Source organism: Microcoleus sp. Pol12A5, assembly GCF_036701435.1.
Taxonomy (GTDB): Bacteria; Cyanobacteriota; Cyanobacteriia; order Cyanobacteriales; family Microcoleaceae; genus Microcoleus.
The window spans coordinates 49258-64876 of record NZ_JAUBQU010000029.1 but is presented as its reverse complement, the minus strand read 5'-3'; the positions used below and the strand labels follow the sequence as shown (position 1 = coordinate 64876).

11 protein-coding genes are annotated in these 15619 nt (G+C 45.7%); 6 read left to right on the top strand and 5 right to left on the bottom strand.

The window, feature by feature from the left end:
• The first annotated feature begins 596 nt into the window (after positions 1-596).
• The gene (locus tag QUA45_RS29160; RefSeq protein ID WP_445305303.1) at positions 597-941 is read left to right on the top strand and encodes a transposase; all 345 of its coding nucleotides are present in this window, start codon (positions 597-599) and stop codon (positions 939-941) included.
• 122 nt (positions 942-1063) lie between these two features.
• Here QUA45_RS29160 and QUA45_RS10710 read toward each other — a convergent pair whose 3' ends face one another.
• The 3 genes from QUA45_RS10710 to hetZ all read right to left on the bottom strand — a co-directional run bounded on the left by QUA45_RS10710 (position 1064) and on the right by hetZ (position 5875).
• On the bottom strand, positions 1064-3427 hold the full coding sequence (locus tag QUA45_RS10710; protein WP_333220642.1) for a transglutaminaseTgpA domain-containing protein: 2364 nt from the start codon (positions 3425-3427) through the stop codon (positions 1064-1066).
• Positions 3428-3630: 203 nt separating this feature from the next.
• Complete coding sequence (locus QUA45_RS10705) at positions 3631-4701, bottom strand: hypothetical protein (RefSeq protein ID WP_333220640.1); 1071 nt, start codon at positions 4699-4701, stop codon at positions 3631-3633.
• Positions 4694-5875, bottom strand: a complete 1182-nt coding sequence (gene hetZ / locus QUA45_RS10700; protein WP_333220639.1) for a heterocyst differentiation protein HetZ — start codon at positions 5873-5875, stop codon at positions 4694-4696. Before hetZ ends, QUA45_RS10705 begins: the two co-directional genes overlap by 8 nt.
• A gap of 948 nt (positions 5876-6823) precedes the next feature.
• Here hetZ and QUA45_RS10695 point away from each other — a divergent pair.
• On the top strand, positions 6824-7363 hold the full coding sequence (locus QUA45_RS10695; protein ID WP_190663350.1) for a Dps family protein: 540 nt from the start codon (positions 6824-6826) through the stop codon (positions 7361-7363).
• Positions 7364-7509: 146 nt separating this feature from the next.
• Here the strand turns inward: QUA45_RS10695 and QUA45_RS10690 are convergent, their stop codons facing one another.
• Positions 7510-8622: a glycosyltransferase family A protein gene (locus QUA45_RS10690; RefSeq protein WP_333100263.1), complete on the bottom strand. Its 1113-nt coding sequence runs from the start codon at positions 8620-8622 to the stop codon at positions 7510-7512.
• A gap of 605 nt (positions 8623-9227) precedes the next feature.
• Here QUA45_RS10690 and QUA45_RS10685 point away from each other — a divergent pair.
• The 4 genes from QUA45_RS10685 to QUA45_RS10670 all read left to right on the top strand — a co-directional run bounded on the left by QUA45_RS10685 (position 9228) and on the right by QUA45_RS10670 (position 14719).
• Positions 9228-10259 carry a glycosyltransferase family 2 protein gene (locus QUA45_RS10685; RefSeq protein ID WP_333220637.1) on the top strand — a complete coding sequence of 344 codons (1032 nt, stop codon included), beginning with the start codon at positions 9228-9230 and terminating at the stop codon, positions 10257-10259.
• A 128-nt stretch (positions 10260-10387) separates the two neighbouring features.
• Entirely contained in the window at positions 10388-11839 is a 1452-nt protein-coding gene (locus QUA45_RS10680; protein WP_333100265.1) for an NAD(P)/FAD-dependent oxidoreductase, read from the top strand.
• A 281-nt stretch (positions 11840-12120) separates the two neighbouring features.
• Entirely contained in the window at positions 12121-13515 is a 1395-nt protein-coding gene (locus tag QUA45_RS10675; RefSeq protein WP_333220635.1) for a branched-chain amino acid ABC transporter substrate-binding protein, read from the top strand.
• Between the two features lie 127 nt (positions 13516-13642).
• A complete protein-coding gene (locus QUA45_RS10670; protein ID WP_333220633.1) occupies positions 13643-14719 on the top strand; it encodes a branched-chain amino acid ABC transporter permease in 1077 nt (358 codons plus the stop codon).
• A gap of 133 nt (positions 14720-14852) precedes the next feature.
• Here the strand turns inward: QUA45_RS10670 and QUA45_RS10665 are convergent, their stop codons facing one another.
• Positions 14853-15425 (bottom strand): Uma2 family endonuclease, encoded by a 573-nt coding sequence (locus QUA45_RS10665; RefSeq protein WP_333220631.1) that lies wholly within the window; start codon positions 15423-15425, stop codon positions 14853-14855.
• Positions 15426-15619 lie beyond the last annotated feature (194 nt).

The window sequence follows — 15619 nt, the reverse complement described above, 5'->3', positions numbered from 1 at the left end:
CCTATTATTGAGACCTCCGCTCAAAAATAGTGACAGCGCATTTGGCAGAGAAGATGTCAAGCGAGAAAAGTAGCTGCTCGCTTAGACGTTACTAAAAGTCTAGTTCAAAAACTGGTCAAGCAACAACAAACTGAGGAAAATTCACCTCCCAAACAGAGGGGAAAACCCCGATTCAGTCATTTAAATGATGCAGAAACGGAAGTGAGAGAATGCTTTAGCTCGTCATCCCAATGCTACTTTGAGCGAATTGTGTGAATGATGGGGATAGAAGACTGGAAAATCGGTGAGTCGGACCGCCTGTGTCGCCCCAAAAAAAATTAGGGCTCACTCGAAAAAAAACATGGTACAGTAGCCAAGCCGGAACAGAAAGAGTACAAAAACTAAAAGTTGAGTATTGGGAAAAACTCCGAAATATCGAGACCCAAAACAAGCATATTTTTAGACGAAACAGCCATGATGCGCTCGTTTGGTTAGAAGTCATGCCCATGCTCCTTTGGGGACAAGAATAGGAGAAATCAAACCATTTTATGGAGGAGCGTTCGTCCCAGCTATTCGCGCAATTAGTCTTAAGAAAGTGCTGGCATTAATGACCCTGAATGACTCAATGGACGGTCCAGCATTTTCTGTATTTATTAAGAAGTTTTTATGCCCTCAGTTGTGGCTCTTGTGCGGTAGTAGTAATGGATAATTTACCCGCCCATAAACTAACCTCAATCAATTCAATGATTGAAAGCGTAGGTGCAAGGCTTATTTGTTTATCCCCTTACTCTCGTGATTTTAATCCTATTGAAATGTGGTGGTCGCAGCTTAAATCTTTTTTGCGAATGTTGTCTCCCAAGACCCCAGAGATGATTGGCAGGATCATAGGAGTTGCCCTTAATTTGATGAGTCCGAACCATTTAAGACATTGGTTCACTCATTGCTGCTACTATACCTCATAGCATAGGAAAGTGCTGTAATATGGTGTCTTATTAAACCATCATTTTGCCTATTCAGGACGGCGAATGTCTGAGGGGTTTGGCCCATCAGACATTCGCCAACAGTTTCTTTCTATCGCCGATTTTTATCTTAACTTTTTGAGTTTCTTCAAGTGCGATCGCCTCAAATTTTCCACCAACTGCCGCAACTGCTTCAAATTACCCGCTTCGCCGCCATATTTCCACCGCACGTAAGCTTGCGAAACTTCATCAATCACCTCAGCTTCATCAGTTGCATGATTGCCGCGCATTGCCTCAGCATACTCCAAAGGCGTTTGAGCTTTCTGCTTGACAAATCCCCTACTCGCCAAATCCTTCAGCATTTCCTGATAAACCCCCTCCACCGGCGGCAACTTCGCCAGCCAGCGGCGGTGGCGCCACTTGCGCCACAGTTGCCAAATTAACCAGCCAATAAAGCCAAAGGCGATCGCAGCAATCAAGCCAGTAAATAACCCCACCCAGCCCTTAGCAAACTGTCCCAGAAACCAGCCCACAATCAAAGTTATCCAGCCAATTACAAAACCTATGACTGAATCGAGCCCGCTTCTGAGAGGAGTCGGTAGCCAACCCGCGATCCACTTCCAAAATGATTCGATCGCACTAAAAGTCTGGTTGTCTTCCACCGAAGCCGGAATCAGCGGATAACCGGGAATCGGATTAAAAGCAAACCAGCCATTATTGGGAAAATATACCTCCGTCATCAAGAAAGCATCGGTATTTTTCACAACGTAGTAACCAGTAAATGGGTTGAATTCTCCCGTATCGAAACCCCCCGCCAGTCGCGCCGGAATCCCGATCGACCTCAGCATAATTGTCAGTACCGTCGAAAAGTGGTCTGGATATCCACCTGTAACTTTTTTGCCATCCTGGGTATTTTTGTAACCAAACAGAAAACCCTCGACTAAATCTTCACCTTCCTCTAAGTAAGGCAAAGCTTTTTCTATTTTGTAATTAGGATTTTGCTTTAAATATTGAGCTAAGTACAAAGCTTTTTCGTAAGGAGAATCGATCGGTCTGTCTGACTGAGATACTCTAGTTCTTGCTGCCAATATTTCTTCAGTTTTTTCTCGCACCTTCTGGGCAATTTTAGGCGGCACATCCAAATAGAACTTGCGAATATTTTTCGGGTAATTAGTACCAGTTTTTCCTAACAAAGCTCGATCGCGAAAAGGCACATTTGAAATCACCGTATAAGTCACGCCCTCCGCTAATTCCAAAGGCGATCGCAAACCCCCCTCGGCATCAACCGCCACCTCTGTCGTCGGAAAATAAAGTTCCCTCGGCTTGTTTAAAGCCGGAATCAAATTCGGCAACTGAGCAACAATAGTATAACTTTGAATCACCTCTTGAGTGCGAGGCGCATTGGGAAAAGGATTCAGATAAAATTGATAAGACCAGCGAGGTCTATTCACCTTTTGAGCTTGTTCGTTGCGAGAAATTTCCCAACCCTGACCGGTGTATTTGTCGAATCCCAACACCCGCCAAAAACCCGCAGCCTGCGATCGCACGCGCATCACCACTTGGGGTTTCATTTCCCCCCGCAAATTTTGATTAATGCGCTGGTTGAAACCGTAATAAAAAGTAGAGTCTACCTCTCCTGGCCCAGAGTCTGGGTTTCTCCCCCTTCCTCCGCCAGTCCCTTTTTCATTTCCCCCTCTGACATACCCTGGATTCAGAATGCTGCGCGAGTCAAACTCCCCCTGATATTGAATAGGAGCACTCACCGGAAAAGTCCGCAACTGATAGCCAGGGAGGCGCGGCAAAAACGCAAAAATAGTCAGCCCCAACCCGACAGTTATCAGCAGCAGCCAACCAAAATACTTTGGGGATAAAGTAGCAGCAAATAGCGACAGGCTTTCATTTTTCCCTTTACCTTGTGCTTTTTCGCCAATGGATTCTGGCTTCACAAATCCCAAGCGCGATCGATAATCCAAAACCAAAGTCGGAAGCGCTAAAGCCAAAAACACCAACAACAGCGGCGCAAAAGTCAAGGTTTGGCTGAGAGTCGCTGCTACCCCTAACAAAATTAGCCCGATTACCATCGAGTAGCCTAAATCCTTGCGGCGAGGCAAATCGAAACTGTGCAGCACTTGAAGTTGGATTAACAGTTGCGCCAAAACTAACCGCGTATCATTCAATTCTCCCACCAAGCGGCTAAAAAAAGCGAACAGCGCCACCAGCATTCCAATAGCTATGCAGAACTTAGCAGCGACATTGCGATCGCGGCGGCGATACCAACTCCAAGTTGCTCCCACAATACTAACAGGCACAGCCCACAGGTTCAGGGCTTCTTCAGCAGCAACGTCAGTAGCTACAATTCCCACAATTACCAACAACTGAACTAGGATTCGCAGCAGTAAAGAATCCTCAATCACCGGCGGAGGCATGGCCTCAATCTGCTCCCACAGCTTACCCAAAATAGGTATATTTCGCAGGTTATCAGTTGTCATGTGCACCCATCCAAGTCAACGAGCAGTAGATTGTAGATTGGAGATTTTAGATTTTAGATTGACTCCACCGATGAATCTGCGGGCTTTAACTAATATCTAAAATTTTTGGCTTTCCACGAAAGTAGTCGAGGAATTGCATTTGTTTTTGTGTGAGGTCAAACCAGCGAGTAAAAACCTAAGTTATTTACTCTAAATAGACCTTTCTAGTTGCTATCTTGTCCTGCCCAAATTGGACGAATAGCAAACATCAAAGGTCTAGTCTCGAAGTTTTGGAATCGAACTTCTAGAGCATAAGTCTTGTTCGGTTGTGGGTCAAACAACTCCACACTTAAATGCCCGGAATTCGGACGCTGTGCAGTTGCTTCGGCATCTCCTCCCTTGAGTTCCAAACTTCCTGCCCCCGGAAATTGGCAGTCAACTCTTAAACACGGCATTTGCTGTTCTCTGTTGCGGTTCGACAGGTATTGAGCTTCCAGAGTTAGCGAACCCAAACCAGTCAGCCACTCCCGCGAAACAGGCGGCTGATTCACAGGACAATCCAAAGTTAGAGACTCAATGATTTCCCTCGCGGCCAACAGCGACAGCACCATTTGTTGATCGGTACTCGCCGCTTCGTAAGTCGGGAAATCTTCTAAATCTAGAAGTCCCCGCAAAGAACCTCGAAGCACTAAACCAGCTAACTCGTTGAGTTCGTGAGACTGGCCCGGAAACAAGCTATCTACAGCGCGAACTAACTTCGATCCTTGCCGCAGCGACGACATTACCAGTTCCTGACAAGGTTCTAGCAGTTGAGCAAAAACCCCTTGGGCGATCGGAATTGGCAGGCGGCCCCACCTGATATTTTGTAGTTGGGGAGTCCAGAGGTGTAGGGGAGGAACCCATTGCGGGGCTACATCGTCTGGGTAATCGTGGTCGTAGCTTTTGAATTCTGTTTCCCAGGGGAACAGCGGCGGGTTAGATTCAATTTCGGCTCTAAGCCTTTGTTTTAACAAGGTCTGAAAACGGTCTTGCACGGTCGGTATTTCTCCAATTGTCTGCGGTTGTGCGGGTGCACTGCTGTGCGCCCCCACTTGATAGTCCAGCGGGTCTGGTTCGTCCCATTCCCAGTATTCCACCCCGGAATTCTCTTCTGTGTCGCCCCACTCTTCTGAGCCAGGGGACTGATTGAGGTTTTCCTCATCTTCGCTAGAGGCATTCGCGATCGGCGCCTGCAATATCCAGTCTAAAAAATGGCGATCGAAAGCCTCTGCATCCCTGTTCGTTTCGTTATTCATCACTAGATGCCCCTTCTCCGGAATCTGAACGATTTCGCAATTCCCAGGCAAGTTCCAGCAATTTAAACCACCGTTTCTGTACCTGGGCTACCGTGCTGCCGAGGCTTTGCGCGATCGCTGACTCTGACAGACCTTGTTGTTTCAACTTTAGCAAACGCTGTCCTTCTGGGCCAATTTGCTCGCCAAACGCCTGCCACTGAGAAGGCAGCAAACCCAAATTGCGGTCTAAGTCTGCTTCCAGCCACTGGTGAACGAGTTCCCAGCGGTGCGACATGGCGAACCTGAGCAAATGGTACTTGAAGCGCTGCTGCAAATAGTCTCTTTGGCGGGGAGTTATGCCCAAAAGCGACTCTATTTCATTAGTCGGTAAGTCTTGCAAGCGCAGGACGAAGTAATCGGCGCAGTCTTGTTGATTGCGCTCTTTCAAGTAAGCCACTAATTCGTCAATCACGTTTTGCCGCAGAGATTCTGACTCGTCGCCTAGCGGACGAATTGCCGTCGAACCCTGTCCGGCCATCGCTTCCCGCACCGAGTGCACCGAGGTGTCGTTCCAAGTTTGGTCGGAATCTGAAGCCCCTCCGTCGGCTGCTTGTTCCATATCTACGGAGGTTTCTTTGGGCTGCTGCTGGGAAAATGTTTGGGCTCGTAAAATAATTAGTTGCTGGCTGCGGTTCCGAGGTAAAGGAATGCGCCGCTTGCCGAAGCGCTCTACAAAGGCCATGTACTCTGCTAGTTCTAAGCGAGTGCGGGGACTGTAGGTGGGTGGCAGTTGGGTTTCGCGCCGGAATGCCTTTAAAGCTTCGAGATAAAATCCTTGCAAAAAATCTTTGATCAGTTCTACTCGCGCCTGATAGCTAGACTGTACCTGCGGAGGAGTGATGTAGCGATAAACGATCGCGCTGAGGGTACTGTGCAATTCTACTCGTCCGGGCCCGGATCCTAAATTGTAATAGTGGAGGCATTGTTGCAAGCGGTGCTGAGCGAGGCTCTGGGCTGAACCTTCTATATCTCCAGAGGCTTGAATCCGCTGGCTTTCTGTGCATATCCTGTTGACTTCTGCTGCGAGTCGCCCTGCTACATCTTGGCAGTTCTGCTCAGACGCGCGAGTGGACTTTTTGAGTTCGTCTAACAGCAGTTGAAATATGGTTTCCACGCTCTGGCAGATTTCCCGCATGATGGTTTACAGCTAACAATGAAAGTACCACAGTTAGTAAAAGTATGGATAAATCTTTCCTACCGCTACTTTACCCCGTATTCCCCAGATAGGACAAACTGCAATGCCCTCTTTCTCCTCCTTCGCGCAAACACAGAGGACTGCTTTTTTTTATCTGTCCGGGAGGCGCCATCCGTTAATAACCAGGTTTAAACAGTTGCCACTGCAACGATGCTTCATCAGAGTGTCGGGTTTGACATAAGCCTTCATGCGAGCCGAAAACGCTACACTGCCGTTGATACCTTCGGCTTAGTGCTGTGGTGGTCACAGCACCGCAAGTCTCGCTGAAGGTGAAGCGAGCAAACAGGTTCTCTCTTTCGGTCTACTAGATGGGGCCAAGGGTTTCACGGCTGTATTTGATCTGGGTCTTCAGCCACTTTTGCCATAAAGTCTCGACGGCGATCGCCCCTCTGTTTCTTGGCAGCATCCTTGAGCGTCTATCTAACGGTTTGACTCAATATCCTTTCTAGCATCACAATCACAGAGGTCAGCACTGCTCATGTCAGAAAATCTGTTTCCTAGCCTTCTAGGATAACTGGGGTATATTTAATTCCAAGTCCCCTATGTCGTCATTTAAAGCAGCCCACACAATTAAGTGTGTGAGATGTTTGTTAACTAAGACATAAATTCCTTGATTTTTACTAACAACCAGAGGGCAGCCTTTTTATATAGCGGGATCGAGCGGGGGCTCACCTGCCGCCCAATCGGTGCGATCGCCAAACAAAGGCGCTTGGGAACAATAAGTTTGATTGCATCTATCTAAGGGTATCAATATTGCAATTACTGTAACCTGAAAAGCAGATATTTTACTAAAGTGCGATTGTCTTCGATCGTCCTCTGGGTTGATGTAAGTTGCTGGCGTAATTTGTTCTAATAAATGTAAAGTTAGAGCTGAAGGAAAAATTTTCAATGCGTAAGTTAAACATAGGCTTATCGGACGAGCAGCGTGCAGGCGTTATCGAACTATTGAATCACGACCTGGCAGATGCTTATCTGCTGTTAATCAAAACCAAAAAGTATCACTGGGATGTAGTGGGCCCGCAGTTTAGATCGCTCCACCAGTTGTGGGAAGAACACTATCAGGCGTTAACAGTAAATATCGATGCTATGGCCGAACGGGTGAGAACTTTAGGTGGCTATCCAATTGGTACTGCTGAGGGTTTTCTGAAGTATGGCTCGATTAAAGAACATATCGGTGATTTGCCTTTGGCTACGGAAATGGTATCGCGTTTAGTTGACGACCACGAACTGATTATTCGCAATCTCCGCCAGCACGTCGAACAGTGCGGTGAAGAGTTTAAGGATGACGGAACTGCAGACTTTTTGACGGGTTTGATGGAACAGCACGAACAAATGGCTTGGATGTTGCGCTCGTTTATTGAAGGGGAATCCCTTGCGCCAGACGGCCAACAGCCACAAGCTCAAACTCCTACAGCTTCTCACGCTTAGAGAAATTAAGTAGGAGGAACAAGGAAAAAGGGAAAATTTATATTTTTTATTTAACCCTCTTTCCTGATTCTCGATCGACCAATCAGGCAGAATTAAACGCTCTCTAGCTTCCTCAAAAACCCGGTTTCTTCAAAAAACCGGGTTTTTTAATGTCGGGTTGATGTAGATTTTCTATTTTCTAAACTATGAAATCGCATTCTTTCGTATACCTGCGATGGCAACATTCTGTGAGCTTTCGTCCGCGTCTCAATCCTGGCCAGTGTCGTCCCTTCACTCGATTCTGATGCTTGTTTTAACTCTAACCTTGATTCAGTTAGCGGTGTAACTATTATTTTTAATATACTTTCTATTAAGAGCAGGTACAAATTGTGGCGCAAAAGTGCCATTAATAAATCTTCTTTGAAAGCTCGATACAGCCAAGATAATGTACTCCGGTGATTGCCGCTGCGGTTGCTTTTGACAGCTAAGTAAATGTAAAAATTGCTGCTAGACCACCGATAAATGCTGCTGGGAATGTCGGGATGTTGCTGCAGGATATCTGCCATAATTAAAGAATGAGATTTTGCCATTGCTGCATAGTTGCTAGACATACTGCTGGCAATCTGCCGATAGCCAACTAAGTATTCTGGTACGACTTTAAATTGATAATGTTCGGCTATGCGGAGGTGAAGTTCCCAGTCTTCGCAGCCTTGAGCGTTTTCTAGTTTAAGTTTGCCGTTGTAACCGCCGACTTTTGCAAAACAAACGCGGCGGATTAGAGATGAGCTGGCATTGCCTATAAAATATTTATAAATTAATGATGTGTAAACTTCTCCTTCGATGGTGGAGTTATAAAATCCACCTGTGAGCAAGTCTTTTTCATTTATATCAACCGACCAGGAATAGACAACTCCGACAGAGGGTGGTGAGAAAGTCAGGCATTTTACTTGTTTTTCTAGGTTTTGCGGATACCAAATATCATCGGCATCGATGGGAGCAATATATTCGCCTTTGGATTTTTCAATTGCTAGGTTGCGGGCGACGGCGACGCCGGCATTTGATTGGTGGAATAAGCTGAGCCTGCTATCTTTTTGAGCAAAAGATTGGACTATTTCGGCTGTTGTATCTGTAGAGCCGTCATCAACTACTAAAACTTCTATGTTTTGATAAGTTTGAGATAAAACAGACTCTAAGGTTTTAGCAATAAAATTGTCAGCGTTGAAAGCTGGTATGATGACTGAAACTAATGGCTGATTTAAAGTGTTTTGTGAGGAATTCATGTAATGTAAAAAATGGTTTAGGTAAAACTTTTGGTTCACAGGGAGCTGGCTAAGGGTATGTTAGCAAATTACCAAAGCTCGATCGTACAACGTCGGAAATTTTAAGACGTATATTTAAAATATATTGCCAAAACTCATAAAATGTGCATTGAGTCCGCAGTCGCGATCGAGACTTGGTGCAGGAGTATCTCGCGGATGAGGTCTCTAAAATAAATTGTACCGCGCAAGTCCTGACAGCTTCCGGGTGTCCGTATAAACGATGTTTGATTTTATACGGTGTGCTTACTTATAAAATCAAAGTCTTGTGCATTGCAACACAGCGGCATCAAAATGCTGCTGGGGCTTTTTCCCAAGTTTACACAAACAATGATATATTTAAAGATTTTGTAAAGCTGTTGTCTACCTCAGGTCAGTCTCAGCAAGATATGGCGTAAAATAGAGGTAAGAATGGGGAAAATCAAATCGAAAATACCAAAAAAAATCTAGTTGAAGACAAACAGAAATCGAGTTATAAATAAAAAAGTAGAGCTGATTTTACCCTTCGTAAAGTAGCACCAATAAAATTCCAGCAAATTTTAGCCCCTGCAATTTAAACAATTTAGGTAATGATTTCTACCGCCGACCCCACTGTATCCGTTATTATCCCAGTCCACAACGGGGGCGCTTACTTCCGCACCTGTTTGTCAAAACTGGCTCAAGCTGTGCCCAGGCCGATCGAGATTATTGTAGTAGCAGATGGCGAAAGCGACGGTTCTTGGCGTCTGGCCAAGGAATTCGGCGCCAAAGTCATCAGGATTCCCGAGTGCGGGGGGCCAGCGCGGGCAAGGAATTTGGGTGCCCAAGCTGCAAAGGGAGATATTCTATTTTTTGTGGATGCTGATGTCGCTGTTTGTCCAGAAGCCGTGGGCTATGCGATTTCGGTGTTCAAAAATAATCCTTACTTAGCTGCTTTCATTGGTTCTTACGACGATGCTCCTGGAGATCCTGATTTTCTATCGCAGTACAGGAATTTGCTGCATCACTACGTACACCAAACAGGTAACGAAGAAGCTTCGACTTTTTGGGGCGCTTGCGGAGTGATTCGCCGGGAAATTTTTTTGCAAATGGGTGGCTTTAATGAGAGTTACCGCCAAGCTTCGATCGAAGATATTGAGTTCGGCTACCGTTTGAAACAAGCAGGTTATAACATTCGGCTGTGCAAAACCTTGCAGGTGAAGCATTTAAAGCGGTGGAAACCTATGGGTATGGTGAAAGCTGACTTTTTCTACCGAGCACTGCCTTGGACAGAACTGATTTGGCGCGATCGCAAATTGAATAACGACCTCAACTTGCAAGTTTCAAACCGCATCAGCGTGATTTTAATTTATGCAGTCCTGCTGGCAATTTTGGGAACCTGCTGGTCGCTGAGCTTTTTGCTACTGGCTGGTTTGCTGGCTATACCACTGGTAGCAATTAATGCACCACTTTACAGATTTTTTCACCGTAAACACGGTATCCTATTTGCCCTGAAAACTATTCCGTGGCACTGGCTTTTCTATTTTTACAGCGGACTGGCATTCGCGATCGGGACAGGTCGCTACTTATACCAAAAAAAGCCTGTGACTGGGAAAGTTAGGTTGCCGGTATCGGCTCAATAAATTAAGGCAAATTGTACTTAAACATCAAATCGATCGAGAGTTTCTCAGGGTATTCACGGGTGCATCTATCCCTTTGACAAGTTATAAATAACTGTATAGTTTTGATAAAAAAGCTGGAGGTAGGCTGAGTGAAACATTATCCTGTTGCGATCGTCGGTGCAGGTCCTGCGGGCTTGACTGCTGCCTACGAGCTAGTCAAGCAAGGCATTATCCCTGTTGTACTAGAAAAAGGTGATAAAGTTGGGGGAATAGCTCGCACCGAAAGCTACAAAGGCTATCGTTTCGACATTGGCGGCCACCGCTTTTATACTAAAGTTGAAGCCGTGCAGCAGTTGTGGCAAGAGGTGCTGGGAAATGAGTTTATTAAAGTGCCGCGATTGTCGCGAATTTTTTATCAAGGTAAATTTTTTAACTATCCTATCAGTGCCTTCAATACTCTCTTTAATTTGGGCATAATTGAGAGTACGCTGATTATTTTGAGTTATCTGAAAGTGAGAATTTGGCCGCTTCGGGAAGAAAAAACTTTTGAACAGTGGGTGATCAATCGTTTTGGCGAACGCTTGTATAAAACATTTTTTAAGACTTACACTGAAAAAGTTTGGGGCATTCCTTGTTCGGAAATTCAAGCAGATTGGGCGGCGCAGCGGATTAAAGGATTGTCGCTGACGACAGCAATTATTAATGCTTTGTTTGGCAGCAACGACACTAAAACATTAATCAAAGAGTTTGATTATCCGGCTTTGGGGCCGGGGATGATGTGGGAAAAGTTCGCGGAAGCTGTGGAGAATAAAGACGGCAAAGTTTATCTCGATACTAAAGTCATTAGCTTTGAGCGTGAAGGTAATAAGATTAAAAGTATTACTGCGGAGCAAAACGGAGAAGTAGTTCAATATTCGGCGGATAATTTCATTACGAGTATGCCGATATCGGCACTGGTAGCAAGACTGAAACCGCAGCCGCCAGAAGAGGTATTGCACGCCGCGCGATCGCTCAAATATCGAGATTTTTTGATTGTATCGCTGATTGTCAATCGCAAGGATTTGTTTCCTGACAACTGGATTTACATTCACTCCCCCGAAGTCAAAGTTGGACGAATTCAAAACTTTAAGAATTGGAGTGCCGCTTTAGTTCCCGACGCCAGCAAAAGTTGTTTAGGAATGGAATATTTCTGTAGCGTAGGCGACGACGTTTGGGAAATGTCGGATGCGGAACTTATCGAATTAGCAACTCGCGAGTTGGTTGGTTTGGGTTTAGCAACAACTGCCGAGGTGGAAGATGGAGTTGTCATACGCCAACCCAAAGCTTATCCAGTCTATGATGGCGAATATCGAGGACACTTGCAGGTACTTGAAGGTTTTGTGAAGGGAATTGAGAATTTGCAGACGATCGGGCGAAACGGTATGCACCGATACAACAACCAAGACCATTCCATGCTGACGGGAATGCTGGCTGTGAGAAATATTCTCGGCGAAAAGCACGATTTGTGGGATGTGAATACTGAGCGATCGTACTATGAAGATTTTAGTGTCGATCGATCAAAAGAAAAAAAAGATTCGTCTTTAATCTCGCAATCAACCTGATTTGACGCTGGAGGGTTGAGAAAGGGAAAGGAAATCTGTATTTTCCTTTCCCTTTTAGTTTTTAACTGATTTAACTGGTTTTAATTGGTTTTAACTGCTTCCCCGGAAGATCCTGGAAACCCATTGAGCGAGGCTCTGCCTCGTTTGCTGGCTCGGTACGCCTTCCCAGGAAGAGCACGGGAACGAGAGAAACAGCTTGTTGCAGTGGTGTGTCTGAATAGTTCAAGTAAAACTTGAAAATCTGTGCTAACTCTTGACTTACAGACTTACAGAGTGAAAATATGCTAAAACGCAAGCAACAAACAAACCAACCTATGAACTTTTCCCAGAAATCAGGGGGCAAAAGTGCCACACCCCCAAAAACCAACTCAACACAGAATCTCGGCGTCGCAGGATTGCGGAAATTACTTTTTGCCGCCGGAATAGCCTCTCTGTGCGCTAGCTGTCAAAATCCTCCAGCACCCACCGCCACAACTCCCGGAGGCAGCCCCGGAACCAGTCCCGCAGCCACTCCCGTCGCAGTCAGCAGCCCCGGAGACCCAAATACTGTCAAAATTGTCTCCATGCTGCCGATGACAGGCAGCGCCTTGGGCCAAGCTCAAACAATGGTCAACGGCATCCAACAAGCACTCGCCGAAACCGATTCCAAAGCTTGCGACGGCAAAATCAAAATCCAATACGAAGTTTACGATGACGCCACCGCCGCCGCCGGCAAATGGGACCCAGCCCAAGTAACGTCGAACTCCAACAAAGCCGTCGCTGACGGTTCGGTAGTTGCCGTCATCGGTCACTATAACTCCGGTGCCGCGAAACTTTCCATTCCCGTGCTCAACCAAGCTAACATCGTCATGATCAGTCCGGCCAACACTTATCCGGGACTGACTAAACCAGGAAAAGGCGAAGCCAAAGAACCCAACGTTTATTATCCCGCAGGCACTCGCAATTTCACCCGCGTTGTCCCCGCTGACGACCTTCAAGGGGCTGTAGCTGCCAACTGGGCGAAATCTTTGGGCGTGCAAAAAGTCTACATTCTCGACGACCAAGAACTCTACGGCAAAGGCATCGCTGATGTTTTTGAAGCAACTTCTAAAAAGTTGGGAATTCAAGTCCTCGGAAGAGAGGGAATTGATATTAAAGCTAGCGACTACAAGGCGTTAATGAATAAGATCAAAGCTTTAAATCCCGACCTGATTTACTTCGGTGGCACTACTCAGAGCAATGCCGGACAAATAATTAAAGACATGAGAAATGTCGGGATGGCGGCTGATGCAGTTAAGTTCATGGGACCCGACGGCATTAAAGAGCAAGCTTTAATTGACGCGGCGGGCAAAGATGCCGAAGGAATTTACGCTACTTTTGGCGGCTTGCCTCCTCAAGAATTGACTGGTGTCGGTGCGAAGTGGTACGAAAGTTACAAGGCAAAATATAATGCTGAACCGGAAGCTTATGCAGCTTACGCCTATGAAGCTGCTAAAGTTGCGATCGGCGCAATTAATAAAGTTTGCAAAAATGACCGCGCTGCTATCCGCGAAGCTGTATTAGCCACTAAAGATTTTAACGGGGTACTCGGCACTTGGAGTTTTGACACCAATGGCGACACGAGCTTGACTACAATGTCAGGAAATGTTGTTAAAGGTGGCAAGTGGGAGTTCGTGAATGCGCTCAAGACCGAATAATTAATCAGAAGGAAGAGGGAAGAAAGAAGAGGTAAGAAGGAAGAAAAATTTTTCAAGTTTTTTAATTTCCAAATTTCCAATTCCCAACTCCCAATTCCCAATTCCCAATTCCCAATCACTCAAAAATATGAAGAACTGGAAAAGTATTCTCTTATATCTAGCTGTAGTTTATATAATTTTGCTATTAGGTCCGATCGCAGGATTTGATTTGCCAAAAATTGTGGGGGAAATAGTCAGCAGTCCTGAAGTTTTGATTCAACAATTATTAGTTGGTCTTGTCAACGGCGCGCTGATTGCAATTATTGCTTTGGGTTACACTATGGTTTATGGCATTATTGAGTTAATCAATTTTGCTCACGGCGATTTGTATATGTTAGGTGCTTTTGCTTCCCTAACCATGTTCGGGGCTTTTGGGATGCAAGATGGCGCACCTTTAGGTATTGCTATACCGGTGATGTTACTCGCTTTAATTGTATGTTCGGTATTTTGTGCGGGGCTGAATATTGTTGTAGAAAAGTACGCTTACCGGCCTTTGCGAAATGCTCCTCGTTTAGCTCCTTTAATTTCAGCGATTGGAGTTTCTTTTATTTTCCAAAATATGGGCTTGTTTTGGGGAGGGTTGAAAGCTTTTATCCCGGTGATGGGTTCTAATTCTGCTGCGCCGAAAAGTTTTCCCGATTTGTTGCCGCGAGTTGATATTTTCAAAGCTTTGGGAATTCAAACGAGTATTGTATTTACTACGAAAGATTTAATTGTGTTGGTGGTGGCGGTGGTATTGATGGTTTTGCTTCATGTGTTTGTCCAGTACACTCGTCTGGGAAAGGCGATGCGGGCAACGGCTCAAAGCCGCGATGCTGCTAAAATTATGGGCATTAATGTGGATCAGATTATTGCTCTAACTTTTTTGATCGGGGGAGCTTTGGCGGGTTCTGCTGGGATTCTGGTTGGTCTGTACAATAATACTATTGTTTTTACGATGGGGTTTACGGCGGGCTTGAGGGCTTTTACGGCGGCGGTTTTGGGGGGTATTGGCAATATTGTGGGGGCGATGTTAGGAGGGGTTTTGATTGGGTTGCTTTCGTCTTTGAGCGATCAGTATTTGTCGAGCCGCTGGACTAATGCTTGGGTGTTTGGCGTTTTGGTGGTGATTTTGGCTTTTCGGCCAGGCGGTTTGTTGGGCGAGAATGTTCAGGAGAAGGTTTGAAGTTGCGCGGTTAAAATAATGGCAAGAGACATTTAAGTATATCAAAAAAAACATCGCACCCAAACCCCCGACTTCTTTAAGAAGTTGGGGAACTAAAAGCGATAGCGTTTTACGTTTTAGGTTATTTTACGTTTTAAATATTCCCAGGTTTGATCCAGGCAAAAACTTCGCCTAAAGTCAACTGCATTTCCGGCATAAAATTGGGGATCGGAAGTATATCTGTTGGTTCTTGCAAAGAAATAGGCTGCTGCCTTGCGGGATAGGCTAAAATGTTTTTTTCATCGGGATCGAGCAACCAACCCATCTGACAACCGGCATTCAAACAGTGCAAAATATTGTTTGTGACTTTGGTTTGGCTTTGGGCTGGGGACAATATTTCTATTGTCCAGTCTGGGTGAGCATTAAATGTATTGGCAATTTCGCCGTCAGCGTCTAGGGGAATGCGATTCCAAACAAAAATCGCGACATCGGGAACAATAGAACGTCCGCCAAAGGTGCAGCGAAGTTCTGGAAATGCCCAAACAATCCGCTGAGGTTTGCCCGCTGCATTAACCCTCGTGATGAGTTCTCCCTGAATTGTGCTGTGTTTTCCTTGCGGCATAGGTTTTTGTAAAATCGCACCTTTGATGTATTCGCTAGCGGGTTTGGTTTCTGGGAGTTGCAAAAACTCGTCGAGGGTGATAGTTTTTTGAGGTGCTTGTACCATATAGCGATCGCCCGTTTGAAGTGTGTTGCGGTAACAGTTCCAGTATATTTGAAGTTTCGATCGCTGTGGTGAAACAATCGCTCTCAAAAGACTCTAAACTGTAGCTAGCCCGCTCACCAGTTTCCCGAACCAGCCGTCGATCGAGTTGCTTGAGGCAGAAATTGGCACTGCCCGCGTCAGTCGCATCTATAAAA